Annotated in this window: 21 protein-coding genes; 12 read left to right on the forward strand and 9 right to left on the reverse strand. The window is 54.6% G+C overall.

The genetic code is table 11. The features are described from left to right. The 3 genes from DD606_RS06900 to DD606_RS06910 form a co-directional block, all read right to left on the reverse strand. Positions 1 to 978, reverse strand: a complete 978-nt coding sequence (locus DD606_RS06900; protein ID WP_129258398.1) for an MBL fold metallo-hydrolase — start codon at positions 976 to 978, stop codon at positions 1 to 3. A gap of 107 nt (positions 979 to 1,085) precedes the next feature. Beyond that, on the reverse strand, positions 1,086 to 1,970 hold the full coding sequence (locus tag DD606_RS06905; protein ID WP_022651207.1) for an SDR family oxidoreductase: 885 nt from the start codon (positions 1,968 to 1,970) through the stop codon (positions 1,086 to 1,088). A 111-nt stretch (positions 1,971 to 2,081) separates the two neighbouring features. Beyond that, on the reverse strand, positions 2,082 to 2,609 hold the full coding sequence (locus tag DD606_RS06910) for a GNAT family N-acetyltransferase (RefSeq protein WP_003857109.1): 528 nt from the start codon (positions 2,607 to 2,609) through the stop codon (positions 2,082 to 2,084). Between the two features lie 131 nt (positions 2,610 to 2,740). Between DD606_RS06910 and treZ the strand changes: the two genes are divergently transcribed. From treZ to glgX, 3 genes are read left to right on the forward strand one after another with little or no spacing between them, the layout of a single operon-like run. Beyond that, the gene (gene treZ, locus DD606_RS06915) at positions 2,741 to 4,528 is read left to right on the forward strand and encodes a malto-oligosyltrehalose trehalohydrolase (protein ID WP_129258400.1); all 1,788 of its coding nucleotides are present in this window, start codon (positions 2,741 to 2,743) and stop codon (positions 4,526 to 4,528) included. Beyond that, entirely contained in the window at positions 4,525 to 6,993 is a 2,469-nt protein-coding gene (treY, locus tag DD606_RS06920) for a malto-oligosyltrehalose synthase (protein ID WP_023314164.1), read from the forward strand. Before treZ ends, treY begins: the two co-directional genes overlap by 4 nt. A 15-nt stretch (positions 6,994 to 7,008) precedes the next feature. Further along, positions 7,009 to 9,084 (forward strand): glycogen debranching protein GlgX, encoded by a 2,076-nt coding sequence (glgX, locus tag DD606_RS06925; protein ID WP_003857116.1) that lies wholly within the window; start codon positions 7,009 to 7,011, stop codon positions 9,082 to 9,084. Here glgX and DD606_RS06930 read toward each other — a convergent pair. Next, positions 9,081 to 9,629 carry a winged helix DNA-binding protein gene (locus tag DD606_RS06930; protein ID WP_129258402.1) on the reverse strand — a complete coding sequence of 183 codons (549 nt, stop codon included), beginning with the start codon at positions 9,627 to 9,629 and terminating at the stop codon, positions 9,081 to 9,083. The two genes, glgX and DD606_RS06930, sit on opposite strands and share 4 nt — an antisense overlap. Before the next feature lie 224 nt (positions 9,630 to 9,853). Here DD606_RS06930 and DD606_RS06935 point away from each other — a divergent pair, with 224 nt between their 5' ends. Genes DD606_RS06935 through DD606_RS06945 form a run of 3 tightly spaced genes read left to right on the forward strand, consistent with a single transcriptional unit; the run spans position 9,854 to position 12,564 of the window. After that, positions 9,854 to 10,576 carry a DUF969 domain-containing protein gene (locus DD606_RS06935; protein WP_003857121.1) on the forward strand — a complete coding sequence of 241 codons (723 nt, stop codon included), beginning with the start codon at positions 9,854 to 9,856 and terminating at the stop codon, positions 10,574 to 10,576. Further along, positions 10,573 to 11,559, forward strand: coding sequence for a DUF979 domain-containing protein (locus DD606_RS06940; protein ID WP_129258404.1), 987 nt, complete (start codon positions 10,573 to 10,575; stop codon positions 11,557 to 11,559). The genes DD606_RS06935 and DD606_RS06940 overlap by 4 nt, the downstream gene beginning before the upstream one ends. Before the next feature lie 9 nt (positions 11,560 to 11,568). Next, positions 11,569 to 12,564: a DUF2891 domain-containing protein gene (locus tag DD606_RS06945; RefSeq protein WP_058658947.1), complete on the forward strand. Its 996-nt coding sequence runs from the start codon at positions 11,569 to 11,571 to the stop codon at positions 12,562 to 12,564. 3 nt (positions 12,565 to 12,567) lie between these two features. On the opposite strand, the gene DD606_RS06950 is transcribed toward DD606_RS06945, so the two are convergent. Genes DD606_RS06950 through DD606_RS06965 form a run of 4 tightly spaced genes read right to left on the reverse strand, consistent with a single transcriptional unit; the run spans position 12,568 to position 17,545 of the window. Beyond that, positions 12,568 to 13,641, reverse strand: coding sequence for a fimbrial protein (locus DD606_RS06950; protein WP_129258406.1), 1,074 nt, complete (start codon positions 13,639 to 13,641; stop codon positions 12,568 to 12,570). A gap of 15 nt (positions 13,642 to 13,656) precedes the next feature. After that, positions 13,657 to 16,161, reverse strand: a complete 2,505-nt coding sequence (locus DD606_RS06955) for a fimbria/pilus outer membrane usher protein (RefSeq protein WP_255573087.1) — start codon at positions 16,159 to 16,161, stop codon at positions 13,657 to 13,659. Between the two features lie 44 nt (positions 16,162 to 16,205). Beyond that, entirely contained in the window at positions 16,206 to 16,874 is a 669-nt protein-coding gene (locus tag DD606_RS06960; protein ID WP_129258408.1) for a molecular chaperone, read from the reverse strand. 59 nt (positions 16,875 to 16,933) lie between these two features. After that, on the reverse strand, positions 16,934 to 17,545 hold the full coding sequence (locus DD606_RS06965; RefSeq protein WP_022648150.1) for a fimbrial protein: 612 nt from the start codon (positions 17,543 to 17,545) through the stop codon (positions 16,934 to 16,936). A gap of 367 nt (positions 17,546 to 17,912) precedes the next feature. Between DD606_RS06965 and DD606_RS06970 the strand changes: the two genes are divergently transcribed. The 6 genes from DD606_RS06970 to DD606_RS06995 all read left to right on the forward strand — a co-directional run bounded on the left by DD606_RS06970 (position 17,913) and on the right by DD606_RS06995 (position 24,202). Further along, complete coding sequence (locus DD606_RS06970) at positions 17,913 to 18,440, forward strand: fimbrial protein (RefSeq protein WP_129258410.1); 528 nt, start codon at positions 17,913 to 17,915, stop codon at positions 18,438 to 18,440. A 44-nt stretch (positions 18,441 to 18,484) separates the two neighbouring features. Next, positions 18,485 to 19,168 (forward strand): fimbria/pilus periplasmic chaperone, encoded by a 684-nt coding sequence (locus DD606_RS06975; protein ID WP_129258412.1) that lies wholly within the window; start codon positions 18,485 to 18,487, stop codon positions 19,166 to 19,168. A 38-nt stretch (positions 19,169 to 19,206) separates the two neighbouring features. Beyond that, a complete protein-coding gene (locus DD606_RS06980; RefSeq protein ID WP_129258414.1) occupies positions 19,207 to 21,789 on the forward strand; it encodes a fimbria/pilus outer membrane usher protein in 2,583 nt (860 codons plus the stop codon). Beyond that, positions 21,789 to 22,364 carry a fimbrial protein gene (locus DD606_RS06985; protein ID WP_129258416.1) on the forward strand — a complete coding sequence of 192 codons (576 nt, stop codon included), beginning with the start codon at positions 21,789 to 21,791 and terminating at the stop codon, positions 22,362 to 22,364. The genes DD606_RS06980 and DD606_RS06985 overlap by 1 nt, the downstream gene beginning before the upstream one ends. A 461-nt stretch (positions 22,365 to 22,825) precedes the next feature. After that, positions 22,826 to 23,524 carry a fimbrial protein gene (locus tag DD606_RS26410; protein ID WP_255573088.1) on the forward strand — a complete coding sequence of 233 codons (699 nt, stop codon included), beginning with the start codon at positions 22,826 to 22,828 and terminating at the stop codon, positions 23,522 to 23,524. A gap of 120 nt (positions 23,525 to 23,644) precedes the next feature. After that, on the forward strand, positions 23,645 to 24,202 hold the full coding sequence (locus tag DD606_RS06995) for an OmpH family outer membrane protein (protein ID WP_129258418.1): 558 nt from the start codon (positions 23,645 to 23,647) through the stop codon (positions 24,200 to 24,202). Here DD606_RS06995 and DD606_RS07000 read toward each other — a convergent pair. Next, positions 24,181 to 25,569 (reverse strand): MFS transporter, encoded by a 1,389-nt coding sequence (locus DD606_RS07000; RefSeq protein WP_096946653.1) that lies wholly within the window; start codon positions 25,567 to 25,569, stop codon positions 24,181 to 24,183. The genes DD606_RS06995 and DD606_RS07000 overlap by 22 nt on opposite strands. Positions 25,570 to 25,652: the final 83 nt, after the last annotated feature.

Consider the following 25,652-nt stretch of genomic DNA (forward strand, 5'->3'; position numbering starts at 1 on the left):
TTATTTTGCGTCACGGTTGGTATAGGTCACCGGAACCCACGCGTAGCCGTCCCGCTCACATTTCGTCACATAGCCGATCCCGGGGAAAGGCAGATGTGGCGCCGCAATCAGCGCTTTATTTTTCACAAACTCAGCGAAAGCAGCGTTGCGCACCCGGGCGGCGCCGTCCTGATCCTCATCGTAAGCAATCGTCACGTTGGGCTGTGGGAACTGAACCGCGGCAACGTGAATGATGTCGCCGACAAAAGTCATTTTTTCACCTTTGCTCTCCAGCGTGTAGAACGCGGAGCCTGGAGTGTGACCCGGGTGAACCGTACCGCTGATGCCCGGCAGAAGCTGTTCCGTGCCGGAGAAGGTCGTCACTTTTCCGGCATCCAGATAGGGCTTTAAGGTCTTGTGCGCGACGTCGAAGTAGTTCTGGTCATAGCCAGACTTTTTCTGGTTCTCGTCGTTAAAGAAGAAATCGATATCCGGTTTGCCGACATACACCTGCGCGCGGGTAAACACGCGCTGACCGTCTTTAACCAGGCCGCCAGCGTGATCGGAGTGAGCATGGGTGATCAGAATATCGGTAATATCTTCGGGTTTGATGCCCTGGGTCGCCAGGCTCTCAATCAGCCGCCCGCCTTTGCCGGGGCCAAACAGCTGACCGGAACCGGTATCCACCAGAATTTTGTGGCCGGGGATGGCGATATAGAACGCGTTAATCGACGCTTCCACCGGATTGGCCTGGAAGTTTTTAGCCAGTAACGCATCGGTATTTTCCGCCGTCGTCCGGCGCAGTAAGGCGTGCAGATCCTGCGGCACGCTCCCGTCCGTAAAGGCGGTGACAATCGTATCGCCAACCTGAACGCTGTAGCCGCCAGCCTGCTGTTTCACCACATGCTGCGGAACGCTGGCCACCGCGTGGATAGCGGGAAAGAATAAAACCGAACCGGCCAACAGGGTTGATATCGCAAGTTTTTTCACAGTAAACATGATGGGCTCCTCAATAGTAAGTTCATCATAGTTCAACTGCGATTTTTGAGAACCGCCGGGAAGTGAATGTGACCTATCCATGGAATGGATAGGTCTGAGAGGATGCTTTACAGCACGCCGGTACCGCCGTCAGAGCACCACACTTGCCCGGAGGCGTATGAGCAGGTATCGGAGGCAAACAATACATACAGCGGTGCGATTTCAACCGGCTGGCCCGGTCTGCCCAGGGGCGTATCTTCCCCGAACTTCTGAACTTTGGACTGCGGCTGGCCGCCGCTGGACTGAAGAGGCGTCCAGTATGGACCTGGCGCGACGGCATTCACCCGAATGCCACGCGGTCCCAGCTGCTGGGCCAGAGACTTGGTAAAGGCTACGTTACAGGCTTTGGTCTGCGCATAGTCCACCAGGATCGCGCTCGGTTTAAACGCCTGAACGGAAGTGGTGTTAATGATCACGGCGCCTTCCTGCAAATGGCGTAGCGCAGCTTTGGTGATCCAGAAGGGGGCATAGACGTTGGTCTTAAACGTCGCGTCAAAATCTGCCGTGGTGAGATCGTCGATAGATTCACAGTACTGCTGGCGTCCGGCGTTATTCACCAGAATATCCAGGCCGCCCAGTTCGGCAACGGCTTTTTCCACCAGCGTGTCGCAGAACGACTCCACGCGAATGTCGCCCGGAATGGCGACCGCTTTACGGCCTTCAGCCTGAATCAGCGCAATGACCGATGCCGCATCGGACTCCTCTTCCGGCAGATAGCCAATAGCGACATCTGCGCCTTCACGGGCATAGGCGATCGCTACCGCGCGACCAATTCCGGAATCACCGCCGGTAATCAGCGCTTTTTTTCCTGCCAGTTTTCCTGACCCGATATAACTTGTTTCACCATGATCCGGTATTGGCTTCATTTCCGATGCCAGCCCGGGGGCCCTTTGCGGTTGTTCAGCAAACGGTGGACGAGGGTAATGCAGCGTGTGATTATTTCCTGTAGACATACCGGCCTCCTTAATAGTGAATTCCAAGATTAGTCGTTAATTAAACGTAAGCGGGCAAAATTGACAAATTCAGACAAATCTATCTTCCGGTAGCGGATATAAAATATTTTCTCAAGCCAGCATGTAATACCAGAAAAGGGCGACCTCATCTTTTTCCGGCAGGGCGTTGTAAAGGTAGCGATCGTAACCGCCGAGAATAAACCCATAGTGACGATAAAAAAGACAGGCAGAAACATTAACGTTCTGCGTCTCCAGCCGTAACCCGGGCGCATTGAGGCTTCGCGCCCAGACGTGGGTGGCGGACATCAGCTTGTGCGCCGCGCCCGTACGACGCTTTGAACGCTCCACGGCAATGTAATCCACCGATATAAATTTATTCCAGTTGCAGGACGCGGTAATAAAACCGGCGATTTCACCGTCATCCGTTTCGGCGATAAGAAATATTGAATCCGGATTAACGCAATGATTTTCCAGCGTCTGGAGATCCAGTTCATAGGTTTTAAGATAAGGTTCGGTCAGCGCCTCGATATGCAAATCACCATTGAGAAAAGGCTCTCTGGCAATCTCATCGACCGTAAAAGAAAAATCACAGCATTCAAGACGGGCAAGGTCGGTGCTTAATCCTTTTCGAATATGCATAGTATTCCTTAAGTGGGAGTTATAAATAGATAATAGACGAAGCGGCATACTCTGCTGGCATAACACTCTGTAGATCCTGGTCTAAGCTTGTATTTCGTTCCGCGTAAAATGTGGTCATTCGAGGACAATGAATGGAATTCAGAACATGTCGCAGGCACTGGGGTGCTGAGTTTATTTCCGATGACGTTGTACGTTTTCGCGTCTGGGCAGAAGGGCAAAAAGATCTCACGTTGCGTTTAACCGATACCGACATTCACATGGCGGCGGTGGGCGACGGCTGGTTTCAGATTGACGTGCCCGGCATCAGGCACGGTACGACGTATCAGTTTGTTTTACAGGATGGAATGGCGGTGCCGGACCCGGCCTCGCGCGCGCAGCAGGCTGACGTCAATGGCCCGTCGGTGGTGATCGACCCGCGTCGCAGCCTGCCCGCTCAGCGCGAATGGCAAGGACGACCGTGGGAAGAGACGGTGATCTACGAGCTGCATATCGGCACCTTCACCGGGGAAGGAACCTTCAGGGCGGCCATCGACAAACTGCCTTATCTGGCCGAACTGGGTATTACGCAACTGGAAGTGATGCCCGTGTCCCAGTTCGGGGGCGCGCGCGGATGGGGGTATGACGGTGTACTGCTGTATGCCCCGCACTCGGCTTATGGTACACCGGATGATTTTCATGCCTTCATTGATGCCGCCCACGCGCTCGGGCTTTCCGTGGTGCTGGATATCGTACTCAACCACTTTGGCCCGGAAGGGAACTACCTGCCGTTGCTCTCGCCGGCGTTTTTCCATCAGGATCGTATGACCCCGTGGGGCAACGGTATTGCCTATGAGGTTGAAGCTGTCCGGCAATACATCGCTGAGGCGCCGTTATTCTGGCTCTCGGAGTATCATCTTGACGGTCTGCGCTTCGACGCCATCGACCAGATCCATGACGACGCTGAGACCCATATTCTTCCCGAGATAGCGCAACGGATCCGCGACGCCTTTCCGGATCGGCATATCCATCTGACCACCGAAGACAGTCGCAACGTGATTTTCCTGCATCCGCGTGATGAGCATGGTCAGACGCCGCTTTTCACCGCCGAATGGAATGATGATTTTCACAACGCCGCGCATGTCTTCGCGACGGGAGAATCACACGCCTACTATCAGGATTTTGCCTTTGAGCCGGAGAAAAAACTGGCGCGGGCGCTGGCAGAAGGCTTTGTCTACCAGGGGGAAATCTCGCTTCAGACCGGAAAATCGCGCGGGGTAGAGTGTCGCGAGCAACCCCCACAGTTTTTTGTCGATTTTATTCAAAATCACGACCAGGTCGGCAACCGTGCCCAGGGGGAGAGGCTTATCTCTCTGGCTGGGGAGGATAAAACGCGCGTGCTGTTCGCGGCGCTGCTCCTGTCGCCCCATATTCCGCTGCTGTTTATGGGCGAGGAGTATGGCGAAACGCATCCGTTCCTCTTTTTCACCGACTTCCACGGCGACCTGGCGAAAGCGGTGCGGGAAGGGCGCGCGAAAGAGTTTACCGGCCATGCCGGGCACGATGAAACCGTACCGGACCCCAATGACGTAAATACCTTTATGCGGTCGAAGCTTGACTGGAACAAGGCAGACACGGAGGAAGGCAGGGCGTGGCTGCACGTCACGCGCGAGCTGATTGTGCTGCGTCAGCGCTTTATCGTCCCGTTACTGAAACAGCGGGGCACCGTGGAGGGTAACGTCCTGCAAACGGCGCTCGGCATGGTTGCCGTGAGCTGGCGTTTTCCGTCCGGCACGTTGTCGCTGGCGTTGAATATCGGCAAAAAGCCGCTCGCCTTACCGGACCTGCCCGGAAAAACGATCTTTAGCTGGCCGGAGGCAGTCGAAAACCTGCCGTCGAACAGCATTGTTGTTCGCTTTGCTGATGGAGAAGCAGCGCTATGATCCCTTCCTCTACTTACCGAATTCAGTTTCGCAACGGCATGACCTTTGACCGCGTGGCAGACCTGATTCCGTATATGAAAGACCTCGGTATCAGCCATCTTTACGCGTCGCCTGTTTTCACCGCAACCACGAATTCCACCCACGGCTATGACGTGACCGACCCCAACGAAATTGACCCGGCGATTGGCGGGCGGGAAGGGTTTGACCGCATGGCGGCGGCGCTGAAACAGGCGGGGATGGGGCTGATTCTGGATATCGTTCCTAACCATATGTCGACCTCGCTGGAAAACCGCTGGTGGCGCGATGTTATCGAACATGGCGGGCAGAGCCGCTATGCGGCGTATTTTGATATCGACTGGTCCCGACCGCTGACGTTGCCGTTTCTTGGCGACACCTTTGAAGCCGAGCTGGAGCGGGGGACTATCACTTTAAAACGTGACAGTGTCACAAACAGCGCAGCGCTGGTTTACTATGATACCGCCTATCCGCTTAATCCCGGCACGTATGCCGAAGGCAAGAGCATCGCTGAGATCCACGAGGCGCAAAGCTGGCGGCTGATGTCCTGGCGTGAAGCGCCGAAACAGCTTTCATGGCGTCGCTTTTTTGAAATCACCGGGCTGGTCGGCGTGCGGGTAGAGGATGAGGCGGTATTCGCAGATACGCACCACCTGATCCTTGAGCTTGTCCACGCCGGGGTTGTCGACGGCCTGCGCATTGACCATGTGGACGGGCTTGCCGATCCGCTGGGCTATTTGCAGCGACTGCGTGCGGCTACCGGACCGGATTGCTACATCACGGTGGAAAAAATCCTCGCCAAAGGGGAACAGCTTCCTCCGGAGTGGCCCATCTCAGGTACTACGGGTTATGAGTTTATCGCCTCCCTGGCGGAAGTGCTGGTGGATGATACCAACCTCTCGCGGCTGGAGATGCTCTACGACGAGACGCTGGGTACGACCGTGGACAGGCAGGCGGAACTTCGCAACGCCAAAGGGCTGATGACCGATCGTAATTTTGAGGGTGAATTTACCACGTTGCTCAAAATAGCCAGCGAGCTGGCCGGGCATAACGGCGCCGAAGTGGAGCATGATGATATCCGCCATGCCCTGCGTGAGCTGCTTATCGCGTTTCCGGTGTATCGCACCTACGGCACCGCTGAGGGACTGACGCCACCGGATGTGGCGCTGCTCAGCCGTGTGGTCGCCAGCGTCAACGCCTCTGAACCCGCTCTGAGCCTGATCGTGCGTATTCTTACCGGCGATCTGCCGGAGCATGACCACGCGCTGGCCTCGCTTTTCCGCACCCGTTTTCAGCAACTGACCGGGCCGCTGATGGCAAAATCGGTAGAGGATACGCTGTTCTTCCGCCATAACCTGGAGCTGGCCCTGAACGAAGTCGGCGCCGACCCGACGCCGCGCGCGTTTTCACTTTCCCGTTTTCATCAGGAAATGCGCATTCGTCTTGCCCGCCAGCCCGATGCGCTGCTGGGAACCTCCACCCACGACACCAAACGCGGCGAGGATGCACGAGCTCGTCTCTATACGCTGACGGAAGCGCCAGATCTGTGGGGAGAAAATCTGGCGCGCTGGCGGCAGATGAACCAGACGCAGGTCCGATTCCTCAACGATGGCACCGCGCCGAACGCCGCCGACACCTGGATGATCTTCCAGGCGCTGGCGGGCGTCTGGCCAGCAACCCTGTCGCCTGAGGATCGTGATGGCCTTAAGTCACTGGAAGAGCGTTTCCTCGGCTTTATCGAGAAAGCCCTGCGTGAGGCCAAGCAGCGTACCGACTGGATCGACAGCAACGAAGGTTACGAGAGCGTGGTCCTGGACTACGTGCGCCATCTGCTTTCCCCGGATAACACCCTGTTCCTGCGTGATTTCAGTGCCGCACTCCAGCCGTTTATTCGGGCTGGGTTAATGAACAGCCTGAGCCAGACGGTGATCAAGCTGACTGCGCCTGGCGTACCAGACATCTACCAGGGCAGCGAGGGGCTTAACTTCAGCCTCGTCGACCCGGATAACCGCCGCGAACCGGATTTCGCCGCACTGGCGGAAAACCTCAGCGTAGCGGATGGCACCGTTTTTAACGATGCGCAACGCTGGCGAGACGGCAGCGTGAAGCAGTACGTTACCGCCACGCTGTTACGGCTTCGGCCACATTACCCCGCACTTTTCCGCTACGGCGACTGGCTGCCGCTGAAGGTAACCGGTGAGCGGGAGGAGAATCTGATCGTTTATGCCCGCATAAAAGATGACGAGGCGCTGATCGTCGCCGTGCCGCGTCTGGTGTTTGACGTCACCGACAATGCGTTGCTGTGGGCCAACACTATCGTGGCCATACCCCAGGAGTTGGCCGGGAAGCACTACCGGGATCTGTTTACCGGTGAGCGTCGCCTTCTGCCAGAGACGCTGGATTTAACGTCTGAAAAGGGATGTTTGTTGGTTCTGCTTACCTGCGACTAATCGAGGAGAACAAAAATGCCAAAGGATACAACGTTTGAAATTCGGGCCGGTCATGGCCAGCAGTTGGGCGCAAATTATGACGGGAAAGGGGTAAACTTCGCCCTGTTTTCCGCCCACGCGGAGCGGGTGGAGCTGTGTCTGTTTGATCCTTCGGGAAAAACAGAAATCGCCCGACTGGAACTGCCGGAATATACCCATGAGGTCTGGCACGGCTATGTGCCGGATCTGAAACCGGGGGCGCTGTATGGCTACCGTGTGTATGGCCCCTACGATCCGGAGAACGGTCACCGTTTTAACCCCAATAAGCTGCTTATTGACCCCTATGCCCGTGAACTGGTGGGTGACATTGAGTGGAACGATGCCCACTTCGGCTATGAGCTGGGACACGATGAGCTGGATCTCAGTTTTGATACGCGAGACAGCGCGCCATTTACGCCCAAATGTAAGGTCATCGACCCCAATGCCGTTGACTGGCAGGACTCACGCCGGCCCGATATCCCGTGGCCGCATACCGTGGTCTATGAAAGCCACGTAAAAGGCTTTACCCAGCTTAACCCGGCTATTCCGCCTGAACTGCGCGGTACGTTTGAGGGGATGGGGCATAAAGCCTCGGTGGAGTACATCAAAAGCCTCGGCATTACCTCGGTCGAGCTGCTACCGGTTCACTGGTTCCCTGACGATCAGCACCTGCTCGATCGCGGCCTGAAAAACTTCTGGGGCTATAACTCGCTCGGTTTCTTTGCGCCAGCGTCCCGCTATTACGGCCCGGCGGGCATCCAGGGTTTCCGCGACATGGTGCGTGCCTATCATGACGCGGGCATCGAGGTGATCCTCGACGTGGTCTATAACCACACGGCGGAGGGCAACGAGCTGGGACCAACCCTGTCGTTTAAGGGGATTGATAACTTCTGTTATTACCGCACCATGCCGGATCAGCACCGGTATTACATCAACGACACCGGCACCGGGAACACCGTTAATACTTCGCACCCGCGCGTGTTACAGATGGTCATGGACTCCCTGCGCTACTGGGCGGAGTCGATGCAGATTGACGGTTTCCGCTTTGACCTCGGGACCATTCTCGGACGTGAGCCAGAGGGGTTCGATCCGCGCGGCGGCTTCTTTGATGCCGTGACCCAGGATCCGGTGCTGTCGAAGCTGAAGCTCATCGGTGAGCCGTGGGATATCGGCCCCGGCGGGTATCAGGTGGGGGGCTTCCCACCTGGCTGGGGTGAGTGGAACGACAAATACCGCGATACGGTACGTGAATACTGGAAGGGGGATAACGTTTCTAACGATTTTGCCGCCCGTCTGTTAGGGTCCGGTGATTTGTACGATCTGCGCGGGCGTCGTCCGTGGGCCAGCGTCAATTTTATCACCGCGCATGACGGCTTCACGCTGAACGACCTGGTATCGTACAACGAGAAACATAACGCCGATAACGGGGAAGATAATAACGACGGACATAACGATAACCGTTCGTATAACTACGGCGAGGAAGGGCCGACGGAAAACCCGGATATCATTGCCACCCGCGAGCGGCAAAAGCGCAACTTCCTCACCACGCTCTTCTTCTCGCACGGCACGCCGATGCTGCTGGCAGGCGATGAGTTTGGCCGGACGCAAAAGGGCAATAATAACGGCTATTGTCAGGACAGCGAGATCTCCTGGGTAAACTGGGAAGGACTCACTGAAAACGACGAGAAGCTGCGCGACTTTACCCGTCGGTTGATTGCCCTGCGCGCGACGCAGCCGCTGCTGCGACGTGAGAACTGGCGCGACGGGCTGGAGATCCGCTGGTTTAACGCCGGCGGCGGACCGCAGCAGTCGGAACAGTGGGACGAGGGTTCCACCCTTGGTCTTGCCATCAGCCGTCCTGATCTTGAGCAGGAAGAGGGCGTCTGGCAAGACGTGCTGATGCTGTTTAACCCGTTTGAAGGTACGGTGCCATTCCAGATCCCGCAGTTTGGCGAAGGGGGTTGGGTGCTCGAACTCTCGACGTCGGAGGATGCCCCCACGGGGGAAATCATCACTGAATCTGTCGATTACGAGCTGGCCGGGCGGAGTATCACCCTGTTCCGCCGTCCTTAAAGCGAGGCCGCCGCGCGTGCGGCGGTATCATACAGGGAGGAGATCGCGCGGAGTAACTGCGCGGTCTCGCCAATCGACGCGCCCGGAATACCGCTTTCCGCATGAATGTTGATCAGGCAGGCCTCCCGCACCTCCCGGTACTTCATGCACAGCGCTTTTCCCTCCTCCGTAGTGGAGAAAAAAAGCTCTTTTCCCGCTTTCTCGCTGGTGACGTAGCCCGTCTTGACCAGCTTTTTCAGCGCATACGTCACCACGTGGGTATCTTCCACGTTCAGCACAAAGCAGATGTCAGCCAGCTTTTTCTTACGGTTGCGGTGATTCACGTGGTGCAGAAGCGAAACATCAAAGGCCCCCATATCCGGTTCACCCGCTGCGGTCATGCAGCGCACCATCCATTTGTTAAACGCATTGCTGGTCATGATCAGCGCATATTCCAGCTCTGATAATTCAGCACACCGCTCTGAGACGAGATGACGGGAGGAGACGATTCGCCCGTCCGCAATATCGTCGTGGTTTAACGCTGTCGTCTTTTTCTTTACTGTCATAACGATCCTTCCCCCGAAATGTAAACCCGTCGATAAAATAAGAACATTTTATTGATAAATTGTTTACATGTTTTTGACGTTCAGATATAGCTTTTTAGTGCAGGTTCTGTGGAGCCTCACGCAAAACACAACATCGCGCGCCGTAATGCACCGGCTTCGCTCTGCTGCGAAGTATAAAAAATAGCCGTCGGCGCGCAACGCTCACTTTGGATAGGGTAACGTTTATGGACAGTTCTACACTGTTGCCACTTATCGGGATTCCGGTGGTGGTTATTGGTTTTGCACTGCGTTTCAACCCGCTGCTGGTTGTCGTGGTGGCGGGCCTGGCGACGGGCCTGCTGGTTGGCATGGATTTCGGTATGCTGCTGGAAACCTTTGGCGAAAAGTTCGTGAATAGCCGATCGCTTGCCACCTTCATTCTGATCCTGCCGGTGATTGGCCTATTAGAGTATTACGGGCTGAAAGAACGCGCCCAGGCCTGGGTCGCGAAGATCGCCAGCGCCACCTCGGCGCGTATCCTGATGCTCTACTTTGTTGCCCGCGAAGGAACGGCTGCGCTGGGCCTGATGTCGCTTGGCGGCCACGCGCAAACGGTGCGTCCGCTGCTGGCGCCGATGGCGGAAGGGGCAGCTCTGAATGAATACGGGGAACTGCCGCAGACTATCCGCGACAAAATCAAAGCCCATGCCGCCGCGTGTGACAATATCGCGGTTTTCTTTGGGGAAGATATTTTTATCGCCTTTGGCGCGGTACTGCTGATTGATGCGTTCCTGAAAGAGAACGGGATCGAGGGGATCGAACCGCTGCATATCGGCCTGTGGGCCATTCCGACCGCCATTGCGGCACTGATCATCCATATGACGCGTCTGCTACGCCTCGATGCCAGCATTCGTCGCGACGTGATGGCCTGGAAAGCAGAGCAGGGTACGCAGGAGATCGCACCATGATGACCCTCATCACCATTAACCGTGTGTACTACCTGATCGGCTTCGTCGTGATGCTGCTGGTTGTGATGACCCTTCGCGATCGCGCTAACCCGAAACGCTATACCACGGCGCTGTTCTGGTTTCTGTTTGGCGGGATCTTCCTGTTTGGCGATCTGATGGTGCAGGAGCTGGGTAAGCCCCTGGCGTATCGCATTATTGGCGGCGCCGTTATCGTGATTGCGCTGCTGGCCGGTTTCGGGCTGGTCGGGAAGGGGCATTATAAAATGTCCACCGAGGAGGAGCGTGTTGCCTCGTCGAACCGGCTGAAAAACTCGCTGTTTTTACCGGCACTGATGATCCCCGTGGTAACGGTCATCGGGACGCTATTTCTGAAAGGCGTGTCGATTGGCGGTGTCTATCTGCTCGACCAGAAACAGCTTACGCTGGCGGCGCTGTGCGTGGCCTGTGTGGCAGCTATCCTCACCGGCTGGTGGCTGACAAAAGGTACGCCGCTGCATGCGGTTCGTCAGTCGCGTCGGCTGGTCGATACCATTGGCTGGGCGGCGATCCTGCCGCAGATGCTCGCCATGCTCGGCGGGGTGTTTGTGGTGGCGAATACCGGCGAATCGGTACAAAAGGTGGTCAGCCTGTTTGTGAACCCGGACAGCCGCTTCATGCTGGTGGTCATTTATTGCGTGGGGATGGCGCTGTTTACCATGATCATGGGTAACGCCTTCGCAGCCTTCCCGGTGTTAAGCGCCGGTATCGCTCTGCCATTCCTGATTAATGTCCATCACGGTAACCCAGCGCCGCTGCTGGCTATCGGTATGTACGCTGGCTATTGCGGCACGCTGATGACGCCGATGGCCGCCAACTTCAACATTGTGCCCGCCGCGCTACTGGAGCTAAAAGACAAATATCAGGTTATCAAGATCCAGATCCCGACCGCGTTAACCCTGCTGGTGGTGAACGTGTTCTTAATGTATTTCCTCGTGTTTCGCTAAGGAGCTGCAATGGAATTAACGCAACATCAGGCTGACGCCTTCGCCAGAATGCCGTTGACCTATTTACGTCAGGAATACCCGAACCACATTATGCATCTGCTCAACGATGACGGCGACGTTCTGCCGCCTCGCGAGCTGCACCCGATCTTTTACGGCTGTTTTGACTGGCACTCTGCGGTGCACGGCTACTGGCTGCTGCTGCGCTGCCTGCGTCTCTGGCCCGAACTGCCGTGCCGGGAAGAGATCATCACTCTGTTCGAAGAACACCTGACCGACGAGAAGGTGGCGAAGGAGTTGGCCTATTTTACCGCGCCGTTCCGCGCGTCGTTTGAGCGGCCTTATGGCTACGGCTGGCTGCTGGCGCTGGCGCAGGAGCTGAAGCAATCGTCACTGCCGCAGGCGGAGCGCTGGTACCAGACGCTGCAACCGTTAACGCTGGATATTCGCCAGCGGCTGGTGGATTACCTCAGCAAGCTTACCTATCCGATCCGCGTCGGGACGCACTACAACACGGCGTTTGCGCTCGCGTTGGGGCTGGATTATGCCCGGGCGGTGAACGATGACACGCTTGAGCGCGCCATCCTGGACGCGGCAACGCGGTTTTACCTCGCGGACACGCAATATCCTGCGCATTATGAGCCGGGTGGCGACGAGTATATCTCCGGAGCGCTGACCGAGGCCCTGCTGATGAGTAAGGTGGTGGAGGATTTCCCGGCCTGGTTCGATGCGTTTCTGCCTGAAGTGGGCGCCGTTTCTGCGCTGATGAACCCGGCAGAGGTGAGCGACCGCACCGACCCGAAAATCGCGCACCTGGACGGGCTTAACCTCAGCCGCGCCTGGTGTATGAAGCACATTGTCCGTGCTCTGCCGGAAAATCATCACGCCCGGAAGCCATTACACGATGCCGTTGCGCGCCATCTTTCGGCAAGCGTGGAGCATGTTGTCGGCAGCCACTACAGCGGCGGGCACTGGCTGGCGAGTTTTGCGCTGCTGGCGCTGGAGTAGCGCTTAGTTGTATATCAGACTAAATGTCGCCAGGCTGTCTGCCAGCCCCGCGGTAGCCTGGGTTTCGGTGCGCACATATTGTGCGTCGTAATCCAGGGAAAACGCGGTCTGCCGGGCAGCGTTGGCAAAAGGTTCGACTCCGGTGCTGTTGAGAGGAACGGTTGTGCCTCTGGCGGCACCGTAGTTATCGCCATACAGAATGCGGATCCCCACGCCGGTAGCGGCGCTCTCCTGTTGACTTAGCGCCAGCACATCGTGATTCTGCGCGTCTTTTTCAGTCGGACCAAAGAACCCGATCTTCACCGCTGCCGTTTGGGATGCGTCACAGACCAGAGGGATGATGAAGCGGTGTTTATCCCCATCCATTCCTTTGTTGAGATCGCTTACACTACTTTGTCCCATATTGACGGTGATGTTGTTATCCGAGATATAACAGCTCGATTTATGCACTTTCAGGTCGGCGGCGGCGACTTCCACCGTCACGCCAGCTTCAGATATCACCGCGCCGTTAGCGTCCTCCAGAATCAGCGTGCCTGCGCGAATTTGCCCGCTGTTCGGCTGTTCATAGACAATCTCCTGCGCGGTTTTGTAAAACACGACGAAGAACTGGGTCGCCATTTGCGACGGATCGTTTGTGTTGCAAATTGCAACGTTGTCATCCCCCGAGGCGATGTAATGCACGGGTTCGGCCGCACAGTGCGTGGTTTCGCGAACGCCCACCGCAAACCCGACGCCGGGAATATCCGGCACGTCATAAACGGAAGCCGGGGCGCCTGTACCGTTGGGCGCCACACCGCTGACGGGCGCGACGGTTAAGGCGGTATTCGCCACAAAGCGCATCGTCACCGGGCCGGTTCCCTCAGGACAGTTATAAAATGAGCGGTTTTCCTGGCCCAGGATAGCGCCTGAAAGCATCGACCCCGGAGGGATCGAGGGGTTATCTGTGATCGAGTAGTTTTGAAAGTTAATGACCGCATCACCCATGGTCGGCGGGCAGGTCTGAGACGCCTTTGCCGTAGCGTGAATCAGCAAAAAAGCGAGCATCAGGAGACGGATTAAACGGTTGATATTGTTCACAGGTATCTCAGTAAGTTATTGGCACTGAAGGTTCAGAAGCGTGACCGGGCTACGACCGGCGGTGTCAGGAAGGCGTAATGGGGCACTACAGCGAATGTCCTGACCTTTATGTCGCCAGCTGGCATGCAGGGTTCCGCGCAGCGGCACGCCGCTGAGGTAGACCTGTCCTGCTTCACCGACGATCCCGACGCTTGATTTCGCAGACTCCCCATTCATGACATACGCGCTGGCGCCAAATGGAAGCGGGCGGCCGTGTGCCGTAAGGGTGATGAGCGTTCTGATGCCCACGTGGGTATGGTAATTCGCCAGGACGACCGCGCCGCTGGTCGGCACAATCGTTCTGCTGTTCTGGTCCAGATCGACATTTTCTGCCAGCGTTTCGGTATCCAGCGAAATGGTGTTTTTGTGATACGCCGATAAGGTTGGCATCACGGCATAACCTCGGGAGTCGGTGTGAACATTGGTCGCTCCTTCAACCTGAACGTCCGACGCCTCGTCAGCGCGGATCAGCGCCAGGGTATCCCCGAGGCTTTGGCTCAACGTCACCCCATACTGTGTTGCCACAATGCCGCCTGCCGCGCCGTAGTTCACCCGGTTGCTATAGCGATCGTGGCTGTACCCGAGACTGGCGCTGCCATAACCGCCGTGATAAGCCAGCGCAAGGTTGCTGTTCGCGGTATTGGCCTGGTTGTCGAAGCCCTGCTGGAAGTTATAGTTCAGGCGATCGTGGGCCAGCGCCGTACCATACAGCGAAACCTGCCGGGTAGTATGGCCATCAAGGTTATTGTTGAGGCTGTAGCTGGTTGTTGCGCCGGGTAACCAGCGGCTGAGTGGGACGCTGATGCTAAGGTTTATCGCCCGTTCGTTGTCGCTATCATCAGCGCTTGAGCGGGTGAGATAATACCCAACACTCAACGACACCCCTTTGTAGTTAGCGTAATAACCAAGATGGACGGTTTGATCGACCGCCGAGGCGTTCCAGTAATCCTGACGGTAAAAGGAAGCGCTGATATTGCCAAGCGTACCGAGATCCTGCGTCAAACTGAACTGCGTACGGTTACGCCGGTTATGCACATGCTGGTCCGGATCGCTGTCATCATTTGCTTCACTGAAACTGTAAAAGTCACGCGTCGTGTAATGACTGGTCGAAAGGGTGAGCGACGTGTTCGTTTCAGCGAGATTTTTTTGATACTGGGCACGAATTTGCTGCCCGTGGGCCAGCCTGTCATCACTGAGCTGCGCTTTCGCCGCAACGGTGTCCACACCCAGTGCCCCAAACCGGCCAAAATCTTTACCTAATCCCAGCGCGAGAGCCTGATAGTGGCCGGAAAGCTCCGCTCCGCCGGACAGCGTCAGGCTTGAAGACAATCCGTAAAAGGCGGAGGCCTGAACAAACGGCGGGGTGTCGCCCTCGGCGTCAGGGCTGTTATACCGTCCGGCGCTGGCGCTGAATTTCAGTCGTTTCTCCCGTAGCATGAAGGCCACCGAGGAGTAGGGTTGGGTGAACGTGCGTTCGCTGCCGTCACTTTCATGGACCGTGATCTCAAGATCGCCGCTTTGCGCAGTGGGGAAGAGATCGCTAATGACAAATGCGCCAGGCGCAACATAGGTTTCATAGATGGTGTAACCGTGCTGGCGAACGCTAACGCGGGCATTGCTGTGAGCGACCCCGCGGATCGTGGGCGCGAAACCGCGCTGGCTGTCCGGCAGCATATTCTCATCCGAGGCAAGCTGAAGCCCCGTAAACTGAAAACTGTCAAAAACCTCGCCAGACGTGTAGGCATTCCCTATTGTTAACGCGCTCTTCAGCGGCGTAATGGCACGCTGGAGTGATGTTCCCTGGGACTGCCAGTGATGGGTATTACCATATTCAAACCTGGCGTAATTGCGTAAACGCCACGCCCCCAGGTTGATACCGGATCGCAGGCTCAGATAGCTGCTGTTGTCATGAATATTGTCAATGTTGGTTGTCGAGCCCGTAAGATTGTAATCGACAAAAGCAGCGGGGATGCCGTCGTCCCACTGTTCGGGAGGAATATAATCGGCACTTTTTTGCAACATGGCTGCCTGCGGAATGCTGAAAACCAGCCGATGATGGGTGAAGTCAAAATGCGTCGACGCATCGGGAATATATTTGCCGATGTCCGTAAATGTCTCCTCGTCATGCAGCGCATCGAACGAAGAGAAGGCCTCGATGTTTATCCCAAGTCTCTTGAGGTACGCCAGGTTGAGGACCGGTGAGAGCGTTCCCCCGGTATCAACGAATGCAATTTCGCGCTCATTCCGCTGCGTCTGGTTAACAACAACCGCGACACGATAACGTCCCGGCTGCTGACCTCCTTGCCGGGAAAAATAACTTAAATCGCTAGCCTGCTGCTGATATGCGGTGATCTCCAGCGCCTGAGGATCGAAGTACTCATCGGCCTGTGCCCGGCGCACATGAATGCCAGACGTGGCCGCACTCGCAAGCATCGCGAGCGTATAAATGCGGGGTAAATTGCGTGGGCCGAGAGAATGCATGTGCGGTCGTTGGCTACATTCGCCAAAGGCGTGTTGTCACAGCGTCAGGATTGCGTGGCGACTCTCGTCAGCCCGCCGTAATCGTTGATCGCCTGCCAGCGAATGGTCCCCGAGCAGGGAATGTGCCATTGACGATCGGAGAAGGGGTCAATCATTCCCGGCATTTCAAGGTCGGTGTTCCCAACGCTGACCTTGTAAAACGATACAAACCAGGGCGAGGGGTTGTGTGCGCTAAGCGTATTATTACGACAGGTAAATTTTAATTTTTTGTATGCAAGTTCGGCATTGCCTTTCAACCCTGCGGGACGGAAAAATAACTTGAATTTTGACTTCACGTTAATCTGCAATTTGTTGCTGTTTGCTTTTTTGCTCGGGGCAATATTTTTGATGTTAAGCCAAAAAACAGATTCCCGGTCAGTGGGTAACGGCGTTCCAAGATAATTGATGCGCAGCGAGTTTTTCTGTTCCGCATCTAAACGAAATAACGTAGGTGTCACGATAAAGGGCGGAGCGGTTTTATTCTTACTGTCAATATTTTCAATCCACGACTGAATAAGATAAGGGGTTTCTTTTTCCATATTGGTAATGGAAAATGCCACTTCTCTTTGCCCCTCAAGGTAAACAACACGCGTACCGCCCATCACAACCCCCGCGTGTGCTGACAGACTCATGCCGAGCGAATAAAAAAACAGGGCCGCGGTGAGTTTCTTCATTTTCAGATCCCCGTAGAGGTAAAAGATAAGCAGAGAAAGCTCTGCTTATCATCAGTCGATCAGTTATAAACCATCAGGAAATTGGCATCTGCGTCGGCTTCTCCGGTGCTGACGACATCGGTGGTGGCATTATAATTGGCGTAGAAATTGAGTGTTTTTGAATCTTCCCCTTCGGCAAGGTCGATACTCTGAGAAATATCACCAATTTTAATCTGCGTATTACGGTCGCTTTCATAGAGTTTAACGGCAACGCCAGTCGCCGTATTGCCATCGCTGTCCACGGAGGAGTTTAAACCCAGCAGGGTATTATCATTCGCATCTTTGTTACCATCAAACAACACGGCAACGGTTTTAACGGAATCCGGGCAACCTTCAACTGAGATCTGGAAAGGCGTGCGAGTGGTCTCTTTTTGGGTGGCAAAGTAGCTTGCAGCCCAGGTGCCTAATTCAACGGTTTGCCCTGCTGAGTCGGTGGTGATATTACAGGATGCATCGGTAATCTTACCGGTAAAATGGACTACGCCGCCCGTGCCCTGAGTCCCCGCATCGTTCTCTGGGTTGGTATTAATATTATTGTCGCTGTCACCAGAAGGAAGGCCCGCCAGCGCACTGCCACTTGCCATCATCAGGCCACAAAGGGTTAATGCGATCATGTTTTTTTTGTTGATCATGCCTATTGTTCTCATTCGCTCAAATATGTCAGTCTGGATATGCTGCTAGCAACACTGCCGGTGGCGTTATTGCTCAGAAAAAACAGCGCGAATGCTAACAAAATGCCAATCCAGGCCATAACAAAAGGTTGTCTAAAATTAAATTACTTTATTTTACGAAACTTCGTAACTTTCTTGTAACCTTACTTCGGGTTTGCTGATGTCGTTTATTGATGTTGCGAATCTAATTCCTGCCTGAGCGTTTATATTAGCCTTGTCACAGACGGTGCATTATTCATTGTTAGCTCAGCGGTGCTGCTTTGTTATTGCCTCGTCCTGGCAGGAATAAAAATGAAGATATTTATTATTTCTATTGGGATATCAACGAATGAAACTGACTAAAATTGGTGCGACGCTTATTCTGACTTTCTGTGGCGCGAGCGCGGCGACGGCTTCTAACACTATCACATTTAATGGAACGGTGCTCGATCAGGGTTGTGATATTGCCGTTGATGGCGGCACGGCAAATGCGACCGTTGATCTGGGCTCAACGGCGGCAACCGACCTCGCTACAAAAGGCGACCTTGGCGCGCCAAAACAGTTTGTGTTCGACCTGAATAACTGCCCAACCAGCACGACTGCAAATATTGTCTTCTCAGGCCCTGTTGATGCTGATGCGGCCGATCCATCATATTTCGCTAACACCGCCACGTTGGGCGCGGCAACCAACGTGGCCGTTCAGCTCAAGCAGGGTGGTTCAAATGGCACCATCGTTAAAAATAATGCAGATAACGATCCTATTACTTTCACAGATGGCACAGCGAGCCAAACCTATACCGCGCAGATGATTGCCACCGGGCAGGCTGTTGCCGGCGATGTTAACGCTGTTATTACCTATAACGTCCGTTATAACTGATCCCGCAGGAGGGGAAACCCTCCTTTTTTGTTTGTGAGTGCATAATGAAACCCATCGCCGCAGTGATTTTTTGCGTAGCCAGCGCCGCCAGCCTGAATGCATCCGCCAGTATTGTTACCGGGAGTACGCGGGTGATTTTTGACGGCTCCCGTCAGGCCGTCTCTTTGTCCGTTGAAAACTCCGACAAAGTCACCAACCTGGTACAGTCCTGGATTAGCCCGGCTGAAGGCAGCCCGTTAAAAAAAGAAAATATGATTATTACGCCTCCGCTGTTCCGTCTGGAGGCCGGGAAAAAAGCGTCAATTCGTATTGTGCGTTCAGGTTTACCTGTTCCGGAAGATCGTGAATCGCTGTTATGGCTGAACGTGAAAGGGATCCCCGCTACCGACGGTAGTGAAGGTAAAAATACGATGCAAATTGCCATCAACTCAAAGATTAAGCTGATCTACCGTCCGGCAGCATTACAGGGGCAGACGCCAGAATCCAGTGCGGAAAAGCTTAAGTGGAACCTGACCGCGAAGGGTTTACAGGTCAATAACCCGACACCTTTTTATATGAACTTCTCACGAATTGAAATTAATCACCAGGCGTTAAGCGGACAGTATTTTGTCGCGCCATTCTCCACGTTGAGTATTTCTGAAGGTGTCATGTCACCTCACGGCAAAGTAACCTGGTCGCTTATTAATGATTATGGCGTGAAAGGCCCGGACAAAGTCACCTCATATTAATCGACACCGTAAGTCTCCCGCACGGATACAGGGTTACAATGGAAAAAGTGAAACAAACCTACGTCCTTTCTTTAGGGCTCGGGCTCAGTGTTGTCTTTAGTTCTTTCAGCGCACGTGCGCAGGAACATTTCAACCCTCATCTTTTGGAAACAGACAGCGCAGAAGTGCCAGCAATGGATCTCAGTCTGTTTGCCAAAGATGAGGTGCCGCCCGGGGACTATAACGTCGACATTTTTATCAACGGCAATCTGGTAGACAGTAAAACCCTATCTTTCCGACGGTTGAAAAGTGCCCCTACGTCAGACCGCACAGGGGCATGTTTAAACGTCACTCAGCTTAAAGCCTGGAACGTTCGTGTCGATAACTATTTTGGCGAACAGGAAAAAGCCAGCGAATGTGTGGATCTGTATACCATCCCCGGCTCGGACGAAAAAATCGATCTGGCGCAGCAGCGTTTCGACCTGATCCTGCCGCAGGTTGCTTTATTTAACACCGCAAAGGGTTATGTTTCACCGGAGCGCTGGGATGAAGGGATCACGGCGGGTTTACTTAATTACAGCGTCTCGGGTCAACAGGATCTGCATCAGCGCAACGGCACCGACAGCAGTAATCAGTTTCTTAGCCTGCAACCGGGGCTGAACGTAGGCGCCTGGCGCTTTCGTAACTATTCCACCTATACCCATTCCGAATCCGAAAATGACTGGGATTCCGTGTATACCTACGTCTCACGTGATATTAAATCTCTCAAAAGCCAGCTGGTGCTGGGACAAGGAACCACGCGCGGCGGCATTTTTGATAGCGTTGGTTTTACCGGTGTACAAATGTACTCGGATAACGATATGAAGCCGGACAGCATGCAAGGCTTCGCCCCGGTAATACGCGGTATAGCCCGCAGCAATGCCGAAGTGACGGTATACCAAAACGGTCACAGCATTTATAAGGCTACCGTGCCGCCGGGGCCGTTCGAATTCAGAGATATGTATCCGACCGGCAGCTCCGGCGATCTGCAGGTGGTGATCAAAGAGTCCGACGGTACGCAAAGTAGCTTTATTGTGCCTTACGCCACGCTGCCGGTATTGCAACGTGAAGGTCAGGTGCAGTATGGCCTGGTGGCGGGCAAAACCCGTCAGGACGGGTCGGGTTCACGTGCAGAGGATTTTAACTTTATTCAGGGATCAGCGGCCTGGGGCGTCGGAAAAGGGATCACGCTTTACGGCGGCTATATTCAGGCGGAAGACAATTATTCCAACCTGATTGCCGGAACCGGTTTTAATATGGGCAGCGCCGGAGCGCTCTCATTTGATATTTCCCAGTCGTGGGCGGATATCCCGCAGCCGGACAACATGCGACAACAGGAACACCATAGCGGCCAGTCGTATCGCGTGCGCTACAGTAAGACGCTTCAGCAGACTAACACCGATATTGCCGTCGCCGGTTATAAATTCTCGACCCGAGGTTATCTTTCGTTTCAGGACTTTCTCAATGACTGGGATCCGGGCAATAGTACTATTGATAATGGCCGGGAGCGAAACCGTTTTGATGTGACAATCTCACAGACGTTGCCTTTCGGCACCCTGTCACTGAACATGTACGACGCCTCTTACTGGAACAGTGAACATGCGGACTCCATGAACCTGGGCTTCAGCAGCACGCTTGGACCGGTGTCGTACTCGCTGAACTATGCCCACTCTAAAAACGTCAATGGCGGTTACAATAACGATTCTGATAATTACGACGACGATAAAGTCTTCTCACTTAACCTGAGCGTACCTTTCAGCGCCTTCAGCCACAGTGAAGCTGCCCGGTCTGTTTCGGCTAACTATTCGATGAACAGCAGTAAAAACGGCGATACCACGCACAACATCGGAATTTCCGGTACCGCGAGGCAGGAAAATCAGCTCAGCTGGCAGGTCTCAGAAGGCTATAACGCCGATTCAGAAGCGACTAATGGAAACGTCACTGTCGGCTATCAAAGTACCTATGCCGATATGTCCGCAGGGTACAGCTATGACGATTACAGCCGACGACTGAATTACAGCCTGCGCGGCGGCATGGTGCTGCATCGCGACGGTATCACCCTGGCGCGTCAGCTCAATGATAGCGTAGCGCTGGTTGAAACGCCGGGGGTCTCCGGTATGCCGATAAACGGGCAGACGAACGTTCATACCGACTATTTCGGTAACGCCATTGTGCCGTACGTTCGTCCGTATCACAGCAATTCGATCTCACTCAACACAGTGGATGCCAGCGATACTTCCGCGGCCATTGATAACATCGCTAAAACCGTGGTACCGACCAAAGGGGCGGTAGTACGCGTGAAGTACAACACCTGGATTGGACAAAAGGCGATGATGACGCTGACCTACAACGGTAAACCGGTACCGTTCGGCGCAGTGGTAACACAAACCAGCGACGATTCGGACGACACACGCAGCAGTATCGTTGGCGACAGCGGGGAAGTGTATCTGGTGGGGCTCGCCGGGAAAGGGCGGTTAACCGTTAAGTGGGGGCAGTCGGCGAACAAGCAGTGCGCCGTTGATTACACCCTGGCCGGCGCTAAAAAAGAGGCCGATATTTTATTCATCAACGGGGTTTGCCATCCCGTGTCGGGAGCAAATTAATGTCACGCTTTATTCTCCGTCCCGGCCTTAAATCGCTCATCGGCCCGGGGATGGTATTCATGCTGAGCTTGTCGCCAGCAATGGCGTACACCGATCACAATGATATTGAGTTTCATGTCACCGGAAACATTATTGATGGCTCATGTAACGTCACCAAACCGGAGGCAGTCGACCTCGGGAAATATTACTGGAAAGACTTTGCCGTAGCGGGGGGGAACACAGGAAATGTGCCAGTGACCATCGCGTTTGACAGCTGCACCGCAGGGTTAAGCCAGGCAACGGTTACCTTTACAGGCGCACCTTACGCTGAAGATCCGGCTTATGCCTCTGTCATTTACGCCAATCAGGTGGCCGCAGACACGGGCGGCGCGACCGATGTCGGTCTTCAGCTGTTCATCCGCGATCGCGAACACCCTATCAGCGGCGTCGCGCTAGCCAACGGCGTGAGCTACCCCGTAGCGCTTGAAAACCAAACCGGCGCAATGACCTTTACTGCCCGAATGTACACTCCACATGGCACCCCAACGCCGGGGGCATTCAGCAGTGCGATCACATTGAATGTCGTTTATAACTGAGCTTGAGTGAGCAGACTAAATTCATGTCTAAATATTTATATTATCTGGTGTTATTGCTGGGGATAGTCCCACTATTAAGTCATGCGGCCTGTAACCGGGATAATGGCGATGATGTTACCGTCACGACGATCCCGTTACCCTCGAAACTGTTGGTCAGTGCTAAAAACTATACTTTTGGCGAGGTGCTGTACGATTCCGGTTATATCAGCGGGACGGATGGGGATGTCACGATTAAAAACTGTAGCAGGGATTATTAAGTTGGATTTCATTATAACGCCAATAATTTAGCCTCGGCGTCACCGGTCGGGGATAATATTTATCCCACCACGATACCGGGAATTGGAATAAAGACCTACACGCTCAACCAGGCCGGTCCGTATGATAATGAACGTCCGATTGATAACTCATGGCAGCCAGGCGATGGGGGAAGTAGCCATACCTTAGCTGGCTCGGCCTATCGCGTGCAGCTGATTGCAACGGGGGGCACAATTCCGGGCGGTAATCTGGCGCTGGAGAGCGGCAAACTGGCGACGGTGGAATTTCGTGAGGGGCAAAGCGGTTCGGATAACGGTGATAATGCGTCAGAAGTCTATTTGTCTAATACGCAGATAGAAGTTTATGCGATGGGATGTTCAGCATCCGTTTCTTCCCTGCTGTTTAACATGGGCGATGTGGATACCTCTGCGTTTGACAATCTTAGAATGGTGGAAGGGCCAGAACAGGATGTTGATCTGAGCTGTCAGCCAGGCACCAGCGTGACGATGACCATCAACGGGCCGCTCGCCGAGGGCGACAATGGTAATGGCTCAGTGATTGCCTTAGACCAGGCAGAGTCGGGTACGATGGCGACCGGTGTGGGGGTCGTGATATCAGCCTATCAACCGGCGCTACGCAGTTTTACCTACTGGGCCATTGGTCAGGAGGTGCAAGCTTTTAATTCCAGTCGTGTAAAAGCCGCATCACAAGGCAGTGGGCTTGCTGCCGATGGTACCGCGATTGCTGATATCGGCTCCGCAACAACCTATAGCGATCCGGCAAATGCAGGCGGGGCCGGAGAGTCTGAAACCTTACGTTTCAAAGCGTGGTATTACAAAACCAGTGACGTTGTCACGCCAGGGCAAGCAAATGCCACCGGGACAATCACCCTTAAATATAATTGATACCTTTGATCATGACAGGGGGTAGCGCTGCGGTTTATTTTTGTACACCTCTGCGCTACCGTTATGTGTTTCTATCGTGTAGATTCCTTGTGCGACCTTATTCACTTGGTGGAACTGACAATGATAACTAAACGGTCTGAGCCACGCTTTTCAGTCATTCTGTTAATTTTTGTATGTCTTATTGGGGCATATTCTTTCAACAGTCACCTTAAACCTCACGCCGGGCAAAAAGGGGTTGCGTATATTTCTTACAAGCGGATCCTGCGTGAGTCATCGTTACTGGCACAGGAAAAAAAGCAGAACGATACGCTTCTCGCATTAGCTAAAAAATCCGCGCTTGAAGTTGAGAAAAAATATTACGCTCTGCCAGAACCCTTGCGCCGTGAAATGAAAGCGATCGATGATATGAGTAAAAACACGCAACTGCGGGCAGAGCAGGGTCGCCTGCGGCATATAAGCCAGCAAGTCATTTCTGATACCGTTGAAAAATACAGAATAGATCATCACTATTCGGTCGTTTTCAATAAAGATAGCGCCTCTACAGTGGATTATGGTCACGACATCAGTAATGAAATCATTAATGAATTACAGCATGTAAAAGTGGTGTACGGGCCGCGCCCTAATTTTGAAGATGCGACCCGGGAGCTTTTGCTCGCTCAACCTGTTTCCGCAGGATGAGTGATTTTACGCAACCGACTCGCGCTGACGACGACCGCTACCGCAGAAGCCGCGGCGGCGACCCACAGTGCAACATGAATTGACCTTTCATCTGCGGCCAGCAGAACGGCCACGGCGGCGGCGCCCAGACACTGGCCGAACGTGCGCATAATGGATAAAACACCGGATGCATAGCTCGCATGCTCACGAATAACGTTGGAGAGCATTTCCCGGTTATTGGGACTCTGAAAGCAGCCAAACCCCATGCCGCATACCAGACTCCGCAGGCAGATATCCCACATTGTAGGGCGGGCGGGTAATGTCGCAAGAAGGATCAAACCCACGACAAAAATCACCAGCCCCAGGGTGGATATCGCCGGGGCTGAAATCGTGTCCGCCCACCGGCCTGCATGCGGCGCAATCAGTACGATCCCTAGCGGCCACGGCGTAAACAGCAGGGCAGACAACACCGGACTGTAGCCGTATTCGCTCTGAAACAGGAAAGGCAATGCAATAAAAGTGATCCCCTGGCTGACAAAAGCAATCATTGACGTGAAGGCCGCGAGGGTAAAACGTTCATTTTTAAACATCGTCGGCGGCAGTAAGGGGTTATCCGTGCGGCGTATCTGCCAGATAAACGCCATGCCGCTCAGCGCAGCGAGCACCGTCCAGCAAAGACTGCCGGGGTGATAAGTAGCCTCCTGGAGGCTGTTCGCCGCCATGATCGTCGACCCCAGCAGCAGCGCCGACAATATGGCGCCCGGGGTGTCGAAGGGCGCTTGCTTTCGAACCGCATCCCGCGGCAGCGCTTTGACCGCCAGCAGTAAGGCGAGGGTGCCGGGAACCACGTTTATCGCAAACAGCCATTGCCAGCTCAGGGTGTGAAGGATCGTCCCACCCAATACCGGCCCGATAGCGGAGCTGGAGGCGATGAGCAGAGCGTGTAACCCCAGAATGCGGCCAAGTAATCGCCCGGGAAATACGGATCGCAGGATTGCGGGGGCAATACTCAGCGTCGCCGCGCCGCCGATCCCCTGAAGCACGCGCATACCGATGAGCACTTCGGGCGTCTTCGCCAGCGCGCAACCCAGCGATGTCAGGGTAAAGGTTGTCAGACCTGCCAGAAAAACGGGGCGATAACCCAGGCGGGCCGCAAGCGCCGCGAATATCGCCAGCGACATCGCGGCCGCCAGCAGATACCCGTTGGCGAACCAGACGGCAATACTGGCAGGTACCTGCATCTCCTGAGCCATGGAGGGCAGGGCAATGTTGATCATGGTGCCATCAAACACGCCCATTAAGGTGGTGGTCATAATTGCGGCCATCACCCGTGCGCGCGCCGGGCCAGGCAGTCCTTCGTCGCCGGGTTGACTGGAAAAGAGCGTCATCAGGTTGTCCTCTGAGAAGAGTGTATGGATGACAAAACTATAAAGATGGCTTTTACAGGGCGGAAGGCGCACCATTTGCACTT

Origin of the sequence: Enterobacter cloacae complex sp. GF14B, from assembly GCF_004136805.1 — a bacterium.
Classification (GTDB): Bacteria; Pseudomonadota; Gammaproteobacteria; order Enterobacterales; family Enterobacteriaceae; genus Enterobacter; species Enterobacter hormaechei_C.